The 18,057-nt window shown below is 60.1% G+C and carries 19 protein-coding genes and 1 tRNA gene; 6 read left to right on the top strand and 14 right to left on the bottom strand.

The features are described from left to right. Nucleotides 1-20 precede the first annotated feature (20 nt). On the bottom strand, nt 21-1,376 hold the full coding sequence (glmU, locus tag ACP0KA_RS24745; RefSeq protein ID WP_424631347.1) for a bifunctional UDP-N-acetylglucosamine diphosphorylase/glucosamine-1-phosphate N-acetyltransferase GlmU: 1,356 nt from the start codon (nt 1,374-1,376) through the stop codon (nt 21-23). Between the two features lie 222 nt (nt 1,377-1,598). Between glmU and ACP0KA_RS24740 the strand changes: the two genes are divergently transcribed. Next, nucleotides 1,599-3,086 (top strand): hypothetical protein, encoded by a 1,488-nt coding sequence (locus ACP0KA_RS24740; RefSeq protein WP_424631346.1) that lies wholly within the window; start codon nt 1,599-1,601, stop codon nt 3,084-3,086. 52 nt (nt 3,087-3,138) lie between these two features. Then, nucleotides 3,139-3,519: a hypothetical protein gene (locus tag ACP0KA_RS24735; RefSeq protein WP_424631345.1), complete on the top strand. Its 381-nt coding sequence runs from the start codon at nt 3,139-3,141 to the stop codon at nt 3,517-3,519. Here ACP0KA_RS24735 and ACP0KA_RS24730 read toward each other — a convergent pair. Next, a complete protein-coding gene (locus ACP0KA_RS24730) occupies nt 3,479-4,972 on the bottom strand; it encodes a beta-(1-6) glucans synthase (RefSeq protein ID WP_424631711.1) in 1,494 nt (497 codons plus the stop codon). The genes ACP0KA_RS24735 and ACP0KA_RS24730 overlap by 41 nt on opposite strands. Nucleotides 4,973-5,422: 450 nt before the next feature. On the opposite strand from ACP0KA_RS24730, the gene ACP0KA_RS24725 reads away from it, so the two are divergent. Together ACP0KA_RS24725 and ACP0KA_RS24720 are read left to right on the top strand one after the other, a co-directional pair. Beyond that, on the top strand, nt 5,423-5,992 hold the full coding sequence (locus tag ACP0KA_RS24725; RefSeq protein ID WP_424631344.1) for a beta-1-3, beta-1-6-glucan biosynthesis protein: 570 nt from the start codon (nt 5,423-5,425) through the stop codon (nt 5,990-5,992). Between the two features lie 195 nt (nt 5,993-6,187). Next, a complete protein-coding gene (locus tag ACP0KA_RS24720; protein ID WP_424631710.1) occupies nt 6,188-8,872 on the top strand; it encodes a glycosyltransferase in 2,685 nt (894 codons plus the stop codon). 215 nt (nt 8,873-9,087) lie between these two features. On the opposite strand, the gene ACP0KA_RS24715 is transcribed toward ACP0KA_RS24720, so the two are convergent. Continuing rightward, nucleotides 9,088-9,513 carry a hypothetical protein gene (locus ACP0KA_RS24715; protein WP_424631343.1) on the bottom strand — a complete coding sequence of 142 codons (426 nt, stop codon included), beginning with the start codon at nt 9,511-9,513 and terminating at the stop codon, nt 9,088-9,090. A 595-nt stretch (nt 9,514-10,108) separates the two neighbouring features. Between ACP0KA_RS24715 and ACP0KA_RS24710 the strand changes: the two genes are divergently transcribed. Both ACP0KA_RS24710 and ACP0KA_RS24705 read left to right on the top strand, forming a co-directional pair. After that, complete coding sequence (locus ACP0KA_RS24710) at nt 10,109-10,498, top strand: hypothetical protein (RefSeq protein ID WP_424631342.1); 390 nt, start codon at nt 10,109-10,111, stop codon at nt 10,496-10,498. Between the two features lie 123 nt (nt 10,499-10,621). After that, a tRNA-Lys gene (locus tag ACP0KA_RS24705) sits at nt 10,622-10,697 on the top strand. A gap of 304 nt (nt 10,698-11,001) precedes the next feature. On the opposite strand, the gene ACP0KA_RS24700 is transcribed toward ACP0KA_RS24705, so the two are convergent. The 11 genes from ACP0KA_RS24700 to ACP0KA_RS24650 all read right to left on the bottom strand — a co-directional run bounded on the left by ACP0KA_RS24700 (nt 11,002) and on the right by ACP0KA_RS24650 (nt 18,056). Continuing rightward, complete coding sequence (locus tag ACP0KA_RS24700) at nt 11,002-11,298, bottom strand: hypothetical protein (protein ID WP_424631709.1); 297 nt, start codon at nt 11,296-11,298, stop codon at nt 11,002-11,004. A gap of 122 nt (nt 11,299-11,420) precedes the next feature. Further along, a complete protein-coding gene (locus tag ACP0KA_RS24695; RefSeq protein ID WP_424631341.1) occupies nt 11,421-11,828 on the bottom strand; it encodes a DUF5413 family protein in 408 nt (135 codons plus the stop codon). A 271-nt stretch (nt 11,829-12,099) separates the two neighbouring features. Continuing rightward, entirely contained in the window at nt 12,100-12,288 is a 189-nt protein-coding gene (locus ACP0KA_RS24690) for a hypothetical protein (RefSeq protein ID WP_424631708.1), read from the bottom strand. Nucleotides 12,289-12,558: 270 nt separating this feature from the next. After that, nucleotides 12,559-12,753: a hypothetical protein gene (locus tag ACP0KA_RS24685; protein ID WP_424631340.1), complete on the bottom strand. Its 195-nt coding sequence runs from the start codon at nt 12,751-12,753 to the stop codon at nt 12,559-12,561. After that, on the bottom strand, nt 12,750-13,343 hold the full coding sequence (locus tag ACP0KA_RS24680; RefSeq protein ID WP_424631339.1) for a hypothetical protein: 594 nt from the start codon (nt 13,341-13,343) through the stop codon (nt 12,750-12,752). Before ACP0KA_RS24680 ends, ACP0KA_RS24685 begins: the two co-directional genes overlap by 4 nt. Continuing rightward, nucleotides 13,340-13,594, bottom strand: coding sequence for a hypothetical protein (locus ACP0KA_RS24675; RefSeq protein ID WP_424631338.1), 255 nt, complete (start codon nt 13,592-13,594; stop codon nt 13,340-13,342). The genes ACP0KA_RS24680 and ACP0KA_RS24675 overlap by 4 nt, the downstream gene beginning before the upstream one ends. A 6-nt stretch (nt 13,595-13,600) precedes the next feature. Beyond that, a complete protein-coding gene (locus tag ACP0KA_RS24670; RefSeq protein WP_424631337.1) occupies nt 13,601-14,863 on the bottom strand; it encodes a hypothetical protein in 1,263 nt (420 codons plus the stop codon). A 216-nt stretch (nt 14,864-15,079) separates the two neighbouring features. Further along, nucleotides 15,080-15,421 (bottom strand): autotransporter outer membrane beta-barrel domain-containing protein, encoded by a 342-nt coding sequence (locus ACP0KA_RS24665; RefSeq protein ID WP_424631336.1) that lies wholly within the window; start codon nt 15,419-15,421, stop codon nt 15,080-15,082. A gap of 69 nt (nt 15,422-15,490) precedes the next feature. Next, on the bottom strand, nt 15,491-16,330 hold the full coding sequence (locus tag ACP0KA_RS24660; protein ID WP_424631335.1) for an endonuclease/exonuclease/phosphatase family protein: 840 nt from the start codon (nt 16,328-16,330) through the stop codon (nt 15,491-15,493). Further along, the gene (locus ACP0KA_RS24655) at nt 16,330-17,139 is read right to left on the bottom strand and encodes a carbohydrate ABC transporter permease (protein WP_424631334.1); all 810 of its coding nucleotides are present in this window, start codon (nt 17,137-17,139) and stop codon (nt 16,330-16,332) included. The genes ACP0KA_RS24660 and ACP0KA_RS24655 overlap by 1 nt, the downstream gene beginning before the upstream one ends. After that, entirely contained in the window at nt 17,136-18,056 is a 921-nt protein-coding gene (locus ACP0KA_RS24650) for a carbohydrate ABC transporter permease (RefSeq protein WP_424631333.1), read from the bottom strand. Before ACP0KA_RS24650 ends, ACP0KA_RS24655 begins: the two co-directional genes overlap by 4 nt. Nucleotide 18,057 lies beyond the last annotated feature (1 nt).

The following is an 18,057-nucleotide window of genomic DNA, read 5'->3' as shown; positions in this document are numbered from 1 at the left end:
AAGCGAAGCCTATCGCCCTGTCAATGCTTGGGTTTTCGGTTCAGCAGCTTCATGTCCCGGAAGCGTTTGGCCCAACCTTCGCGCACAGTCGGCTGGCTGCGCTCAATCATCAGCGCTTCATTCGGCACGTCACGGGTCACCACTGATCCCGAGCCGATATAAGCCCCAACTCCGATCTTGACGGGCGCCACCAGCGACGAGTTGGTGCCCACGAACGCGCCTGCACCGACCTCGGTCCGGTGCTTGTCGAAGCCGTCGTAATTGCAGGTGATGGTGCCGGCACCGATGTTGGCATTTTCGCCGATGTGGGAGTCGCCGATATAGGTCAGGTGATTGGCCTTGGCGCCGGCGTCGATGGCTGCGGCTTTCGTCTCGACGAAATTGCCGATCCGCACGCCCTCACCCAAAACTGTTCCCGGACGCAGGCGCGCATAAGGACCGACGGAGGCCTTCTTGCCGATGCGTGCACCGACGATATTGGAGAAGGCGTGAATGACCGCGCCGTCGGCGATGCTCACATCCGGACCGATCACCACGAAGGGCTCGATCGTCACATCGCGTCCGAATGTCGTATCAGCCGCCAGATAGACAGTGTCCGGCGCAATCAACGTCACGCCGGCATCGAGTGCGGCCTGCCGCAATCTGCGCTGCATGACCTGCTCGGCTTCAGCGAGTTGGGACTTGGTGTTGATCCCGCGCACTTCGTCTTCGTCGGTTTCGATCACGGTCGCACGCAGGCCAAGTTCGCGCACGATGCTCACCGCATCGGTGAGATAGTACTCACCTTTGCTGTTGCCGTTGCCGATCTGGTCGAGAATCTTCAGCGCCGTCTTGCCTGCAAAGGCCATGACCCCGGCATTGCACAGCGTGATCGCACGCTCGGCTTCACTGGCGTCGGCCTGTTCCCGGATTGCAACCAGTTGATCGCCTTCCACCAGCAGCCGTCCATAGCCGGTTGGATCCGCGGCGCGGAATCCAAGAACCGCGAGCGTCGCACCATCTTTCAGGGCTGCTCGCAGACGCTGGAACGTCGCTGCACCGATCAGCGGCGTATCTCCGAATGCGATGAGCAGGTCGTCAGCGCCCTTTGCGATCGCCTCGCGCGCCGCGAGGACAGCATGCGCCGTGCCGAGACGTTCCTTCTGCGTGAAGATCGCAGCGCCGGGACGGACGCGCTTGATTTCGTCCACCACCGCCTGATGATCTGGCCCGACCACAACCGCGACCGCATCGTCTTTTCCGTTGGGCGCAGCGGACAGCACGTGACCAACCAGCGAGAGACCGGCCACGGGATGCAGGACCTTCGGCAGGCTTGAGCGCATCCGAGTTCCCTCGCCGGCCGCAAGCACGACGGTAAGGGTTGTTGTGCCGGTCATCTGATTCCCCGTTTTGCAATCGAGTTGTTCCGGAATCGTCTTAACGACTAGCGGGGCATTCGGGCAAGCCGCAAGTCTGCGCGAACCTTGGAATCGAGATGCGCGCGTGGCGTGGGAGACAAAAGTATCTTCCATCCGCTTCCACCGGCGCATCTGGGTGAAGTTCCTGTTAAGGTTTGATTATTGATTCGCCTTTTCCGGAAGCAGGACTGCACACAGGTTATGACCAAGAATCCCAAGCACCCCGCTGGTAACGTGGCGCGTAAGGTTGGCAGCGGCTTTCTCGAGCGTCTTCTCTCTTTTGTGGACGCCGCCTCGCTTAAAGTGATTGCCGGAATCAAACATCTCGCCGGATTTAAGCGTTTCATCGCCAAGGAAGACGAACTCGACGGGCGCATGATGCTGCGGCTCGGTGCGTGGGGCATCGGCTCGATCGTCGCGCTTGTGATTGGGATCATCGCCCTGCAATCGCCCGCCTCCGCCCGCCGCGACCAGGCGAGCACCGACGTCACGCAGCAGGCTCAACAGCTGCAGCGGATCGCAAAGGATAGCCAGAACCAGACGCGTCAGATGTCTGCCGCGATGGACACACTCAATAAGGATCGCGATCGTCTCTACAATCGCGTCACCGTGCTCGAGCAGGCGCTGGACGCCGTCAACGGATCGATTGCGAAGCTGAGCCTGCCGCAAGTTGTGGCGGTTGCAGCGCCATCGGTTGCTCCCGCATCGTCGCCGTCATCGACACCTCCGCAATCAGCGCCGCAACAGGCAGCAGCGGAACCTGTCACAACGCCGTCTGCCGATGTGCCGACGGCAAGTGTGCAACCGCGGCCCGATACCAAACCTTCGGATCAGAAGTCCGCGGACACGAAACAGCGCGCCGCTGAGGTCAAAAAGGAAAAGGAAGCGCAGCCTCCGTCTGCACCTGTCGTTCCGCCGAAAATTGCCTCCGTCGCAACGGTTTCTCCGCCAGCTCCTGCTCCCGTAAAGGTCGAACAGAAGCCTGAGACAGAAACAAAACCGCAAGCCAAAGCTGCAGACAAACCGTCTGATCAGGCGGCCGCCGCGGGTGATCAGGCACCTGCGGTCACTGGCAGCGTCGCAAGTGCGGAGATGCCCAACAGTGACGACAACGTCGAAAAGCCGGTCGAGCGAACGAAGTTCGGTGTCGACCTCGGCGGGGCAAACTCCCTGGAAGGTTTGCGTGCGCTGTGGCGCGGTCTGCGTGGCCCGCACAGAGAGTTGTTCGCGCAAATGCAGCCGCTGATTGTCGTCAAGGAACGAACCACCGGGCGTGGTATGCAGCTTCGTCTTGTCGCAGGTCCGCTGTCCGATGCTGCAGCCGCAGCGAAGCTTTGCGCGACTTTGACAGAAAGAAGCAAACGCCCCTGCGAGCCCTCTGTTTACGATGGCCAGTTGCTGGCGATGCGCGCGTATCACGGCCGCGAGACCGCCAAGACGGATGCTGATACCGCAAAGAGCGATACCGCGGCCCAAACGGATGCGGCCAAAACAGATACAGCCAATGCTGCGAAGTCTGAGTCTCCTGCCGCGAAGCCTGAGCCTGCGAAGAAGCGCGAAGCTTCAAACTATCGGCGGCGTAGCCATGTGCATGTCGTCCCGCCGCCTCCCCAGCCTGCAGCGCCGCCGGCACCACCGCCGTCGCGCTGGTCGTTGAGCTCGATTTTCAGCGGCAGACAACAGCAGTAACAACTTCAAAGATCGGGTTGTGTCGCTGCGCAATCCGAACCATATTCGGCCCATGAAAAAAGAGCCGTTCAGACTGACGCCTTACCAGGTGCAATGGGTTTTAATCGTGGGATTTCTCACGATCGGCTACGCCATTTACCTGCGCTATATGGCCATCGAATTCTCGCAAGTGAGGCTGGAGTGTGATGCCGGCCTGCAGACCATGCTCTGCAAGACACGTCTCCTGATGACGTATCTCTTCAAGCACTATGTGTTCGGCGGCGCTGCGCTGATCATTGCGATCCTGCATTTGATCCGGCCCTCGATCGTCACCCTCACGCTCGGATTGGTCGCCGCGTGCTTCGGTATCGTGCTGTACAATATCGGGTTGGCCGGCGTCGCGATCGGGTTGCTTATTTTGGGCTTTGCCCGACCCGCGCCCGAGACAGCGTAAGCGCAAACAGCAGGTACAAGCCGCAAGTCCAGAGCGACTGCCAGTTCGCCGGTCCTTCGTTGAACCCGATATAGACCGCCGACAAGGCCAGCGTGACCGCAAACGCCGACTCCGCGATGGGACGCTTTCCGCCGAATGGACGGTTGATTGCGGTCAGCAACAGGAACGGTACGATCGCCATCGTCAGCGCGGCGAATTGGAAATCCCGATAACGGGGATCGAAGACCAATCCCAACGCGGTCTCTGTCGCCAGGACCGCCGTGATCAGCACCGCGATGCCGAGAATGGTCTGCATCCGCGATGTGGTGCGATAATCACGCGGCCCCAGTATATCCAGGAAGGTCGGCAGACTTCGCCCGTACATCACCGTATTTGCAACGATCAGTGGCGACAAAATGCCCATCGCGAACAGGAATCCGCCGCGGAGCCAGCCGCCGAACCCGAGGCTTTCCACGACCATCTTGTCGAACGCGAGGCCTAGCAGCGAGCCGCCTGTCGCTGCCGAGATCCCCACCACGATCCACGAACTCAATCGCGGCGACCAGGGACGATGGCGCAGCGTCAGGAATGCGACACCAAAGACAAGAGCGGCAAAGATCATTCCGGCGATGGCGTAGAGTTTGGCCTCCGGGAAATTCGAGATCGGTACGCCGGCCGGATATTTCAAAGCCCTGTCTCCGCCGGCATAGAAAAGCCCCCAGTGGCCGCCGACGGTGCCTTCCCACATGCGCTTCCACGGCTGGTCATAGGCCTCGATGAGGTTGACCCGGAACTTCTCCTGCCGCGCGAGCTCAAGAATTTCAGATACGATCCGCGCCTGATTGGCCCGCGACGGCAAAGCCCCTTCCCGCATGCGCCCGGCGCTCGGCCAGCCGGTTTCTCCGATCAGGATTTCCTTGTTCGGAAACGCCACCGCCATCCGCTTTCGAATCGCATCAACATGGCTGGCTGCGTAACGGGCGCGAATCGGGAAATCCTCCCAGTACGGCAGGATGTGAATCGTGACGAAATCCACCGCATCGTAGACGTCGCGATTTTTGAGCCAGAATTCCCATACGTCAGCATAGGTGACCGCGACGTCGCCCACCTTCGACTTCACGTAACGAATATTGGCGACGAGGTCGGCCGCGGTCATTTCACCGCGTAACAGCACCTCATTGCCGACAATGACCGCCTTGATGTCGTCGGGATATTGCTTGGCCAGCGCGATGGCGGTTTCCATCTGCGCACGATTGTCGATGCGGTTGGTCCCAATCCAGATACCCAGCATCACCTTCAGACCGGCCTTGCGGGCCAGTTCAGGGACCTTGTCGAGGCCATTGCCGACAGAATAGGTGCGGACACAGCCGGTCACCTTGGCGAGCTGCGCGAGGTCCTGTTCCATCTGCTGCGGCGCAATCACAAGCCCCGGCTGCAGCGGGTTCTGGTCCCCGCGGAACGGTGCATAGGACACGCATTCGAGCTTGGCCGAGGGATCGATCGGCGCACGCGCCAATACGACCGGTGTGGCTAACCACCACCACACTGCGGCAATGATACCGAGGGATACGATGAGAAGGGCCAGCGGCGCGCGAAGCGAAGAAATTGGTTCCGTCCTCCAGAAGGTCCCGTCGATTAACCGGTCATCGCCGCTCTGCCAAGACCCGATCGCGTCCACCCACCGGTCTTCTCGTCGCATTGTTTAACCAAGTAAGTTTAACTTTCCGCTTTGCTGGACAAAAACGCAAATGTCCGTCAATGGGAACGGGCGTGCGGGAGGGCAATCTTCCGCCGCAATGGGAAGGCATCAGGCAGGATCAGACTGCGGGTTACCTGGCTTTCCCAGAGGCTTCCCTAAAGAAGCTTCAAGTGACAATTTACAGCGGACAGGCCGCCAGGCGGCACGCAATCGATTGGGGACTTCATGCGTCGCGTTCTTAACGGATATCGTTCGGCACTTGTTCAACGCGTCGCTGCGTCCGGCCTTGCCCTTCTCATCGGGATTGGAGGCGCCCTCGCCCAAAGCGGAGATTCGCGGGCCCAGGACCAGGCGCCGAAGCCGCCTTCTGCTGCGGATGCCGCTAAAGACAGCCAGCGCAAGACCGACGAGTTCGCAGAAGCCGCGCAGGCCATCAATGGTCCCGCCGGTAATCCGGAGTGCGTCTGGCTCGGCCGCCGTGTCGTCCGCCTGATGTGGCTTGATGACCTCGATACCGCGTTTCGCCATCTCGATCTTTATGACCGGTTCGGTTGCCCCGGCGGGCATGTCCAGGCGGCGTTCCGTTGCTTGACCCGATTCGGTGCGTCGATCGATCCGAAGGTGCCCGACACGCTGAATGGCCGTGTCCACGCCTGCTGGGTCAACCCGAGCGCACAGCCGCAAGCCGCCGCATCCACTCCGGCTGCACCGCCTGCGGCAGCTGCCCCCGCGACACCGCCGGCTGCGGCACCAGCAACCCCCGCTGCACCGCCTGCAGCCGCTCCAGCAAAATAACCAGCGAGCCTTGGAAGACGCGGGAACGAACCGGATTTATTCCGGTTTGAAGGATGTTGGGCGCCCTGAAAACGCCATGACGCCATACGAGTTGTTAAACCGTGATGGCTATATAAGCTGGCCTCATCACTTCCTTGGACGAACCTAGGGGACAGGTTCGTGATCCTGCCACGTTGGCCCCGTATGGTTTTCACGATGCGTGCCGTCGTAGCTGCCCTTTTTTGTGTCACTGTCCTCCATGCTGCCCTCTGGGCCGTATTCCGAGACGAGCAGACCGCCCCCGACTTCAATGGAATGCTGCCGAGCGTGTCCTACGCGCCGTTCGAGGGATCGGCGCATCCGGACGTGGACAACATTCCACGGGTCGAGAAGATTCGCGCGGACCTGAAAAAGCTCTCCACGATGACCAAGGCGATCCGCCTGTATTCGTCGACGGGCGGCGTGGAGCTGGTGCCGCCGATTGCCGCAGAATTCGGCCTCAAGGTCATGCTGGGCGCGTGGATCGATAAGCACGCCGACCGCAATGAGCGCGAGATCGCGGCCGCTATCGATCTTGCCAAGCACAACAGCAACGTCATCGGCATCGTCGTCGGCAACGAGACGATCTACCGCGGCGAGCAAAAGGCCGCGGACCTCATTGAGCTGATCCAGCGCGTCAAAAGACAAGTCAATGTTCCTGTAACAACTGGTGAAATATGGAACATCTGGCGTGACGACCTCAAGGATGCGAACGATGAAGGCCGCCGGTCGCTGGCGTCGTCCGTGGACTTCATCGCCGCGCACGTTCTGCCCTACTGGGAAAACTTCACCGATAAACAGGCCGTCGATCAGGCCATGTATATCTATGGCCTGCTGCGGGAGATCTTCCCCGGCAAGCGGATCATGATCGCGGAGTTCGGCTGGCCGAGCGCCGGTTACAATCTGAAGAACGCGGTCCCCGGTCCGTTTGAGCAGGCTTCCGTTCTGCGAAACTTCGTGGTCCGGGCCGAAGCCGTTGGCATGGAATACAACATCGTCGAAGCCATCGATCAACCGTGGAAGTTTTTTGAAGGCGGCGTGGGACCTTACTGGGGTATTCTTAATGCCTCGCGCGAGCCTAAGTTCTCGTGGACCGGCCCGATCGTCGACCCTGACTACTGGAAGATCGCCACGATCGCGGTTCTGGTTGGTTTCCTGATGTCGTTTCCGATCTTCCGGCTTTCCAAGCCGACGGTGATGCAGTCCGTTGTACTGGCCACCGCGGCCAACGGCGTCGGCGCGTGGGTCGCGACTGTCTTCGCCTACTGGAACACGCATTACTTCGTCTTCGGCTCTGCTTTTGCCCTGACCCTCGGCCTTGTCCTGTTGGTCCCGTTGGTGCTCATCGCCATGGCCCGGATCGAGGAGATCGCCACCATCGCCTTCGGCCGCCCGCCTGCCCGCCTGATCCCGCCATCAGGCATGCCCGTGCCGGCTGAGGGCTATTGCCCCAAGGTCTCCATCCATATTCCGGCCTATTTCGAGCCGCCGGAAATGCTCAAGCAGACCCTCGATGCGGTGGCCCGGCTCGACTATCCGAACTTCGAATGCGTGGTGATCATCAACAACACGCCGGACCCGACATTCTGGCAGCCGATCCAGGATCATTGCCGTTCGCTCGGTGAACGGTTCATCTTCATCAACGCCGAGAAGGTGCAGGGCTTCAAGGCGGGTGCGCTGAAGATCGCGATGGCCCGTACGGCTCCGGATGCCGAAATTATCGGCGTGATTGACGCCGACTACGCAGTGACGCCGGATTGGCTCAAGGATCTTGTTCCATCCTTCGCCGATCCGCGGGTGGGCCTGGTGCAGGCGCCGCAGGATCACCGGGACGGTAATCGCTCACTGATGCACTACGCCATGAATGGCGAATATGCCGGCTTCTTCGATATCGGCATGGTGCAGCGGAACGAGACCAATTCAATCATCGTCCACGGCACGATGTGCCTCATTCGCCGCGCGGCAATGGACACGGCGGGCGGCTGGGCCGGCGACACGATCTGCGAAGATACCGATCTTGGTCTCGCCATTATCGAGCAGGGTTGGCTGACCCACTACACCAACAAGCGTTACGGCTACGGTTTGTTGCCCGACACTTATGAGGCGTTCAAGAAGCAGCGGCATCGCTGGGCCTATGGTGGCTTCCAGATCGTAAAGAAGCATTGGCGCCGGTTCTTGCCGGGTGCGAGCCGACTGTCGCCGGATCAGAAGCGTGAGTTCTCCCTCGGCTGGCTCAATTGGCTCGGCGCGGAAAGCCTAGGCGTGGTGGTGGCTATCCTGAACCTGATCTGGGTGCCTGTTGTGTCCTTCGCCGACATCGCCATTCCAGACAAAATCCTCACGCTGCCAATCATCGCGGCGTTCCTGGTATCGCTCATCCATTTCCTGGCGCTCTACCGCCTGCGCGTACAGGTGAAGGTTGGTCAGATGCTCGGCGCCATGATCGCCGCCATGTCGGTGCAGTGGACCGTGTCGCGCGCGGTCGCCAATGGACTGATCACCGACCACCTGCCGTTTGCCCGCACCTCGAAGGGCGGCCTGTCGCGAATGTCGGTGGAGTTTCAGGCGTTCTGGGAAGCGGTCATCGGTGTGCTGCTGATTATCGGCGCAATCGTGCTGGTCGCGTTCAATACGAAGGAAGTCCGCGAGATCAACATTTTCGCAGGCGTGCTGGTGCTCCAGAGCCTGCCCTTCCTCTCGGCTGTGGCGATCGCTATCCTCGAGAATTCGCGCATCAACGCCTTTGAGTTCTGGCATAGTTCGGGAATCCGCGCCGCGGAACTGATCGGGCTTCGCCGGGAGGCGATCCCCGCGTCGGTCGGCTCAAAGCCCCCGTCGGAAGTGCGGCAGGAAATCAATTGAGGGTTCAGGCTGGGAGTTGAGCGCCGCGACATCAGTTTGCGGTGCTGAGCGTACATCTCATCAGCAGCCGAGCGGTCTCCCCACTCAGCTTTGCGCTGCCCAAGTCTTCTTTTACGACGCTTTCGACGCAACGCGAATTCTACCTGCCCGCCGGTTCCTCCGGCGGGCTCGCGTGACGCTTGTAATGATACTGCCAGTCGGCCCCTAGTTCATTCCTAGAGGACGATCTCCCTGCGCGGTTCTGACGAAGTCGCTTCGATCTTCGCTGCGGCTTCACGTTCCTGAGCCGTCACAGGCAGCTGCAGGACCCGTGCGCGCTGCCCTTCGGACAGCAACGTCACCAAGACCGTCGTTCCGTCGGGGAACATCAGCGCATCATGATGCTGGTGCTCGCTCTCCGGTGCAATCTGGCAGAAGCGCGCGACTTGAGTGCCGGCGCTCTTCGTCATGATCCAGTTACGGTTGTATTTGACCTCTTGCTCGAAGGCGAGCTCGGTTCCCGGTAGCAGACATACTGCGACGCCCGGTTCGCCGAGCGCGGCGAAACCATGGGTCGAAGTACCCGGGAAGCTCGTCGAGACAAGGACGTCACCAACCTTGGCGGGACGGGACGCAGTTGCATGCAGGCTGTAGTCACACATGAGATTGCTCCTCTCGTCGAGATAGCCGATCCGCATCCGCACGTGGAGGCGGACTTTCTATCTGTGTGTTCGCGTTGAACGCGTCGATGGTTTTGCAGTTCCTACAGCTCGAGATTTTTTTGTCGGTATTGCCAGGCTTGTGATGCTCAAAGTCATCTAGTGCGCGCCGGCGTGATCAACATCAGCCAAAAGATATCACTTCAGTCGAAAGATATCCCGGCGCGGATTTTCCTCGAGGCGTGCACGCTGCTCGTCCTTGCAGACGTCGACACGAACGCTCGCCTGTCCTTCTGCCGAGAGATGTCAGAACATCGCACTGCGAACTGCCGCGACTGCGGAGCAGGCGCCACAAGAATCGCGGCGGTCAGGATAAGCGGGCCCGCACGACGTATCATTGCCGTTCGGTCGATCGTATGTGCGATATCGACGCCACCGCATGACGACTCATCGAAATATCGCCAATTGTGTTTTCTTTGCAGCGAGAGGCTGCAAACGGCGCCCGTCAGTTAATCCTCTTTGTTCATTCTGCACTCATGACGCGTGCGGTAGCGTCTCCGCGCCGTCCGAGTTTGAGTCGGCTCGAAAGGATATGTGAATGCGCATTTGGATCTATTCGACCGCCGCGGCGCTCGCGGCGTTTTGCAGTCTTTCAACCGGACCAGCGAATGCACTGCCGGCTGATCGTCTGGCGGCCCCGTCCGCTGTCGAACAGACGCAGTTCATCTTCGGCGGCCGAAACTACTGCTGGTACGACGCCGGCTGGCATGGTCCGGGCTTCTACTGGTGCGGTTATGCCATGCGGCGTGGCTTCGGCTGGGGCGGTGGAGCAGGTTGGCGCGGCTGGAATCACCGGGCCGTACGTCCTCACATTGGACGCCCCGGTCGCCCAGTGGTGCGCCCTGGCCGCCCCGGTGGTCGCCCAGGCGGCGGACACGGAGGTGGCCGTCCAGGTGGTGGCCACGGCGGCGGTCATCATCATCGGTAATCGGTGACAACTGAACATGAGGCTCGGCCAAGTGCCGGGCCTTTTTGTTTGGGTACAAAATCCCCCAGCCGAAGCATAGACTTGACCCAGGCGGACGTGGCCCCTACACACACGCCAACATGTGAGCGCGTAGCTCAGGCGGTAGAGCACGTGACTTTTAATCATGGGGTCGAGGGTTCGAGTCCCTCCGCGCTCACCATGTAAAGTTCCGATAAAACAAAGACCTAGGCGGTGTCCCTCAGCGAAAGCTTACGCCCTAAGTCGGATAGCCGGAACGAATTGGCTCCTTCAATGTTGCTCTGCAGCATGAATGGAGTCCTGCGATGAGCGACACCCCGAAAGTCCCCGCCTCCGACACCCAGCCGAAGCGATCGGAAAGCGCGCCACCGAAGCCGAGCCCGTTCGCGGACGGCCTGGAAAATCCTCGAAGCAGCCACTGCTAAAGCCACACCGTTTAAGACGGGACTGACAGAACACTGCAACACGAGCAGCGCCGTCGTGGTTCAGTGAGCCCCTTTCAGCTTACAGGATGTCGAGCAAGTGGTTTTGACGCCTTTGCCGCACACCTGACAGACGGCCATACACTGCTCAAGGCTGCTGGGATTGTATGGCGAGTACAGCTTGGCCGCACAGGCCTGCGTTTCCTGAGAGAGAGGCGCCTGCTCCGGCAGCACAAAATAGAAAGTCACGCCAAGGATAGCGAGAGCAGCGACCATCGCCGCGACGATCACCCGCCCGGTATGGCGCTTCTTTTGACCATGCTTGGGTTTAACCGAACCGGCAACTTGTTGTTTTTGCATCGGCAAGCAACGCCCCCACCCGCTTGCTGTTCCACGGTGCTCCACTCCAGTCGGCCCTTGAGGCAGGATTAGGGTCGACGAACAGTAAAAATGCGTGGCGATGTGAGTTTTTCAACAGGCCGCTAGGTTGTCGCCATTGGTTTCGAACGTGACAGCCAGGACGACAACGTCGCCGGCACAAACCCGACGACCCCATACAGAATGTTATGCAGAAGGCCGCTTTCGCCTTCCATTGTGCCGTAGAGAATGAGCGTCGCTACAAAGGCGAACGCGCCGGTCAGCAGAAGCCGCAGGTTGGGGCCGATCGATTTGATGTGAAACAGGATGTCGTCAACGGCCCCGGTCATGGCCGCTGGGATGAATCCGAACAGGTAAGAATACGGCAGAGCAAGGAAGAACACCTTGAACAGCTTGCCCAGTTCTTCGCTGACCGGCGGCTGCCAGAAGCCGGACGTGACGGAGGATGCGACCAGCAGCAGAAATCCGCCGATGAACGGACCCAGCAAGATGAAAATTACATATCGCCGCATCATGCCTCCCGGGCGAACTTCTGAACCACCACACGAGATGTCGGCCGAACTGTAAAGAAAAGGGCGCGTCTGGAAAGCCCGAACGCGCCCCTCCCTTAATCTCGCTGAACCAGGCGGAAAGACCGCCCTGTCCGAAGCTTTGACAGCTTAGCGGGCGGCCTCAGCGAGGTGACAGCGCTTGGATTGAGACACTGGACCACCTCCTTTCGTTGTTGACGATGCTGGTAAGGTAAGTGGTCCTGACGGATTGTCAAAGGGTGTCGAGGGTCGATCAGCGCACAACAGCAGGTTGCGACTTCATCTGCGCCGAGATTTCACTGATAAGTTCCGACAGCGGGACATGGATTTTGATCGGCTTGAAGTGAAGCTTGAAGGTGAGCAACGGCTCGTGGCAGCGCAGCCCCTTTCCACCTTTCACCAGGCCAAGGTCGCGAATCAGCCGGTAGCTTCCATCGCTCATCCGGACCAGCCGGACGTTCTCGAAGTGCTTCTCAAAGTAGGTCTTCAAAGACAGCATCTGCGCTCCTCAGCGGAAGCAAACATCCACAGCGTTACGATTCCGTCAACTCGCGGTCATGCAATTGTTGTGCGCTGCAGCGGAGCGTATCTCGCGCGGGCGCTTGGGGCCGAACTATCCGGTCGCGGGAAACTCCGGACCGCACCCGCTGCTCAAGGTGATCTCGCAGGACCTTCTCAGGGCTTATTGCGGATTGGCTAAGCGCCCGCCTCCTCAAATCACCTCCCGCTCCTCCAGCACGGCATATTGCCGGCACTGGCATTCCGGGGCGCGGTTGGTGATGAGATTGCGCAGGACACCCGCCGGAATTCCGGGTGACGCTTTGGCGGCTTTGGCCACCTTCTTGTCGATGAGCGCATCGACCTCGGCGCGGATGGCGTTGATACGGTCCTGCAACGACTGTTTCATGTGGTCTCCGTTAATGCTGCGTCGGCTGTGACGTCCGTTGACGTGTGCGCGGGATCATCAGCGTGTTTTCGTCTGCTTCCAGCTGCTGCGTTTTGTGCACGACGCAAAACGAGGTCCCGCTCCTTCTCGCGTTTCGCGATGTAGACTTGCAGATCGTGTGGCAGCGCGTGGAAGCGATGCTTCTCTTTTTTCGGCCAGGAACGCGGAGCCTCGACCGCTGCGATTTCATTCAATGCAGCCAGCACGATCGGCGTCGCGGCGGGATTAGCCAGCCCGTACAGCAGGTGCCAATCGGCAATGTCCATCACGGCCTTCATCAAGTCGGCTGCGGGCATGCTTGCGGACAAGTCGACCACGAAGGCGGCGAGCACCGCCGGCCGGGCAGGACAGGAGCGGACATTCATCATCTCGCACCAGGCCGCGAACGCGCTGATCACGGGGGTCACACTGTCCTCATCCGATCGTACGGAAGGAAACACCGGATGCAGGATGTCCGAGACAGCGCGCTCGACCGCTGCTTCGTTCTGATTCCACGTCTCTTGCTGCGCGCTCGCCAGCGCTTTCACGACGGGGTTGCCCGAATTGCTCACCGGTTCGCCTTCATCAATGCGCTGTGAATGCCGCCCATTTTCCGGCGCAGCGAATGGAGTTCGTGATGCCGGCGCAGGCTGCCCGACCGCCCGCCTGACAGTTCGGCGTCGAACTGGTCCAGCGCCGCGATACGCTTCTCGGGTCCATACAGTGCAAAAGCATTGGCAAGTTCATCGAGGCTTGCGGCTTCTCCACCGGCTTTTTGCCAAATGGAGTCGGTGCGCTCCAGATAGTCGCGTTCATCCGTCATGATCCGTCACCTCTCATTCATACGCTGCTTGGCGGCGTAAAGTGCTGCAGCATTCTTCACGCTTGGGTTGCTTGCGAACTTCGCGGCGAACGCGCGCACGTCCTCGCTTCCGCGAGGTTCGGCGGGTCGCGAGACGCCGGGCTTTTGCACGTGTGGAACGGCTTTCGGCACCGCTTTTGGGACAGCCTTCTGCGCCAGGCGATATTTCGCCGCGTCATGCATCATTTTCTGAAACGCTGCGTTGCGCATGATCGGCTCGTTGTCGAAAAGGTGCATCAGCTGTGCCCGGTCGATGCCGTATTCCGCCGCCGCCGCCACGATCTCGGTGGCGGCTTCGCGCAGACTCTGCTTTGATTGACCGGCAACGAGCGCGTCAAAGCGCGCATCTTCGTTTTTGGCGTAGGCCTTGAAGCTTTCGCGGGCTTGCATCGCCTGGGCCTGCTTCTCCTGAAGCTGCGCCGCGCCAAGTTGTTCAAGCTGAGTCAGCGTGCCGCGAATGCGCGCGAATTTTTCCGGCGCCGTCTGCGACAGGTGTTGCAAGGCTGTGGGGATCTGCACCTCGGTCAAGCCCGCAAGTTCAGGGAATTGGTTGAAGAAGGCAGCCTTGACGACATCCATCGTCGCGCCGATGGCATCCGCATAGGATCTCCGCGTATGCTCGGCCTCGCCCAATTGCTGTTCGATGGCCTGGCGCACCTGCGGGTGCCGTAACGCTTTCTCAAGCTCGGGATCGAGTTCGCCGCTGGAGGATGTCTCCTGGGCGGCATCGCCGTTTTGGGTCTCTGCCTGCTTCGTGTCAGGAGTTGTCTCGCCGTGTTGTGCCTGCACACTCTCGATGCGCTGGGTCAGCTCGGGGAGATCAATTCCGTAGACCTGTGCATTGTTGGCGTTGGCCGACAGCGCCACATAGCGCGCCGCATCTACCTCCGCCGCCACCACATTAGCGGCATGAGCTTCACGGATGAGAGTATCGGCCTTGACGGTGTTGTTGTAATCGCGTGCCGCCCGCTTGAGGGTGATGGCTTCATTTGGATCCGCCGGATTTCCCTCGGCGTCCAGATAGGCACGCGTGATCGGTTGTTGGGACGACTGTGCAATGCGTTGACCTGCTTCACGAAGCGAAGCGACATCGCTGCTGGTCTCTTCGTTGTCCCGTGGCTTACCCTCCGGCATCGCCTTGAACCCGGCGGCGGCCCATTCGGCCGCGCGTCCGGTGAGCGGTTCAGACGCGGCCGTTACGTTTGCCGTGTCCGCTTGTGTGTCATTCATGTGCGCCTTCTTTCGTTGCGTCATGCAAATCAGCAACGAACCTAATGCGCAGCACGCACGCCGCAACGAACGCAGCGTGCGTTTTCACGGTATTCCCGGTGTCGACAGATATATAAGCCTAGCCCAACCGCAGGCTCGCCAAACCGATCACATTGTGAGCTTTACCCATCGCGCTCTTTCCCGTCCGACTCTGACGCAGTACGCGATCTGTTCCGGTCAGAACTTCGCGCTGAAGTTGGCGCGGACGGTCTGATCGGTGACGTGCCCGCCGAATTGACCGCCATATGACAGGCCCAGCACGGCGCTGGCGGAGAGATGAAAGTCGAGCCCGGCGTCGACCACCGCAGCATCCTTCGCAATCGGCACGCCTGCGATGTTGAATGCATTGCCGCCCGCGAACGCCAGGGTCGCAACCGGGATTGTGTCGCCAAATGCATGACGCCAGCCCAGCGAGCCCTTGGCCGTGATCACCATTGCGCCGAGCATGAAGCTGTTTGATGCGCGCAGGCCCAACGTCGTGAAAGCCGTGTCGATCACCGAACTGGGGCTGGTCAGCAAGGAATGGACCGGTGTTAGGCGTCCGGGCCGGAGCGGTTAAACACAAGCGGTCGTAAGGCAGGTAGATTCTCAATCCGCCAATTCGATGAGCACGGGCTGATGATCCGACGCGTCGGTCGTCTCATTGACCTCGACGCGCACGATGCGCTCGCTCAAATCTTCCGTCACGAAGATGAAGTCGCGACAGTCGGCGCCATCCGGCCATTGCGCGCGGTCGTGAATTCCGCAGGTCGGCGCCCGCCGCCCGTCAGGATGACGAAGCGTCCACGCATCACGGTAGTTAAGTCCTGATCGTTGGGATTGATGGATCAGCGCATGTTGCGGATCAGAGACATCCAAATTGAAGTCGCCGCAGAGCAGGCTCGATCCGGCTAGCGTCTGACTTGTATAGGGCTCTTCATGGAGCGCCTTCGCCGCCATCGCCCCGGTGGATGCCTCTTCCTGCAAGTCGAGCAGACGCTGGATCTGCGCTTCACGCTGTGCAACCGAATGAAATTCCAGATGCGTGTTCACCACCCGCAAGGAACCGAACGCTGTCTGAACCGTCACATCCAGCGCCTGACGCCGCATGCTGCGCGTCGCGCCGGCTTCCGGCCAGGGCAGCAAATGATTGGCGACCTGCCTGATCGGCAGGCGCGACAACGTCATGTTGCCAAATCCGTGACTCTGGCCCGTCCTGTCGATCGTCTCGATGGCAGGTCTGAAAATCGGCGTATGGCTCGGAAGCAGCGCAGCCAAAATGGCGTCCTGTCCTGCACCATCGTCGAGCTTCATGAAGTTGTTTGAGACTTCCTGAAAACAATAGACATCGGCATCGCCCATCGCCTTGGCTTCGCGCACGATACGCGCCAGGTCAGTCTTGCCGTTGCAGCCCTTCCCGCATTGGATATTCCAGGTGATGAGCCGCATTACCGGATGCCCGCGCGCATGAAGGACTGAACAAATTGCCGCTGGAATAGCAGGAACGCGATCAGCAACGGCGCCATGGTCATCACAGTCGCCGCGGTGATCACGGACCAGTCAACACCGGTCTCCGGCGCACCGAACACCGCAAGCCCGACCGTCAACGGGCGGCTCTCCACCGAATTCGTGACGATGAGCGGCCAGAGGAAGTTATTCCAATGATAGCTGACTGACACAAGGCCGAAGGCGATGTAGGTCGGCCGCGCCAATGGCACATACACCCGCCAGAGGATCTGCAACGGCCCTGCCCCTTCGACGCGCGCAGCTTCCACCAACTCGTTCGGCACGCCCTTGAACGTCTGGCGCAACAGGAAGATGCCGAAGGCACTCGCCAGATACGGCAATGCGATCGCCGGAATTGTATCGAGCAAGCCGAGCTTGCCGATCATGCGATAGTTCTCGACGATCAAAACATCAGGCATGATCATCAACTGCAGCAGCACCAGCGCAAACGCGATGCCGCTGCCTTTGAACTTGAAGCGCGCGAAAGCGTAAGCGGCCAGCGTCGACAGGATCAGCTGTCCGACCAGGATCAAAACGACCAGCACGATCGTGTTGAGATAATAGCGCCCGAACGGCGCCTGCTGCCAGGCGCGCACGAAATTCTCAAGCGTCCACGGCGCAGACAGGCTGAACGATGTGGCATAAGCCGCCGGATGCAGCGCGCTCCAGAACGAATACGCCAGCGGCACGAGCCAAAGCAGCGCGAGCGCCCACGCCGCGATGACTTCAAGCGGATGCGTGCGGCCATTCATTGGTAATGCACCCTGCGGTCAAGGTAGCCAAACTTGATCAGCGCCAAAGCGCTCAGGAGAGCGATCAAAACAACGGTCAGCGTCGCGGCATAGGTCGAGTCCTGGAACGTAAATGCGACTTCGTAGATGTAATAGAGAAGAAGCGTGCTCGCGTTGTTCGGCCCGCCCTTGGTCATGATCACCAGATGATCGACCAGCTTGAACGAGTTGATCACCGCGTTGATCGCGACAAATAACGTGGTCGGCATCAGCAACGGAAAAGTAATGCGCCGGAACGTGTACCAGCGGCTTGCGCCTTCAACGGCAGCCGCCTCCTCCAGATCCGGCGACAACTGCTGAAGCGCCGCGAGATAGAAGATCATGAAGAAGCCGGCTTCTTTCCAGATCACCATCACGATCAGGCATCCCATCACGGTGGATGGCGAGCCGAGCCAATTCCAGCCGCCGAGACCGAACAGCCCGCGCAACTGATCAAGCAAACCGTAGTCGGGCGTATAGAAGAACAGCCAGATATTTGCCACCGCGATCATCGGCAGCACCGTCGGCGTAAAGAACGCCAGCCGCAGGAATGTGCGGCCGCGCATGTTGCGATTGACCCAGAGCGCCATCAGCAACGCCAACGCGATGGATGTTGGAATGGTGCCGAGCGCGAACCAGAAATTGTTGATCAGCGCCTTCCAGAAGATCGGGTCCGACATCATCGATTGATAGTTGTCGAGACCGACGAACACTTCGGTGCCATTACGGCGCGTAAGGAAGAAGGTGTGCCGGATGGTCGCCAAGATCGGATAATGTGTAAAGGCGACGAGCAGGACTGCGGCCGGCAACAGCAGCAGCCACGCATTCACGGCATTCCACCACGCATGCGACCTCGGCGGGCGTTTGACGTCTGTGACTATGGCGGCTGAATCGGTCATT

It is taken from the genome of Bradyrhizobium sp. SYSU BS000235 (assembly GCF_049747295.1).
Taxonomy (GTDB): domain Bacteria; phylum Pseudomonadota; class Alphaproteobacteria; order Rhizobiales; family Xanthobacteraceae; genus Afipia.
This window is presented reverse-complemented; position numbering and strand designations above follow the sequence as displayed.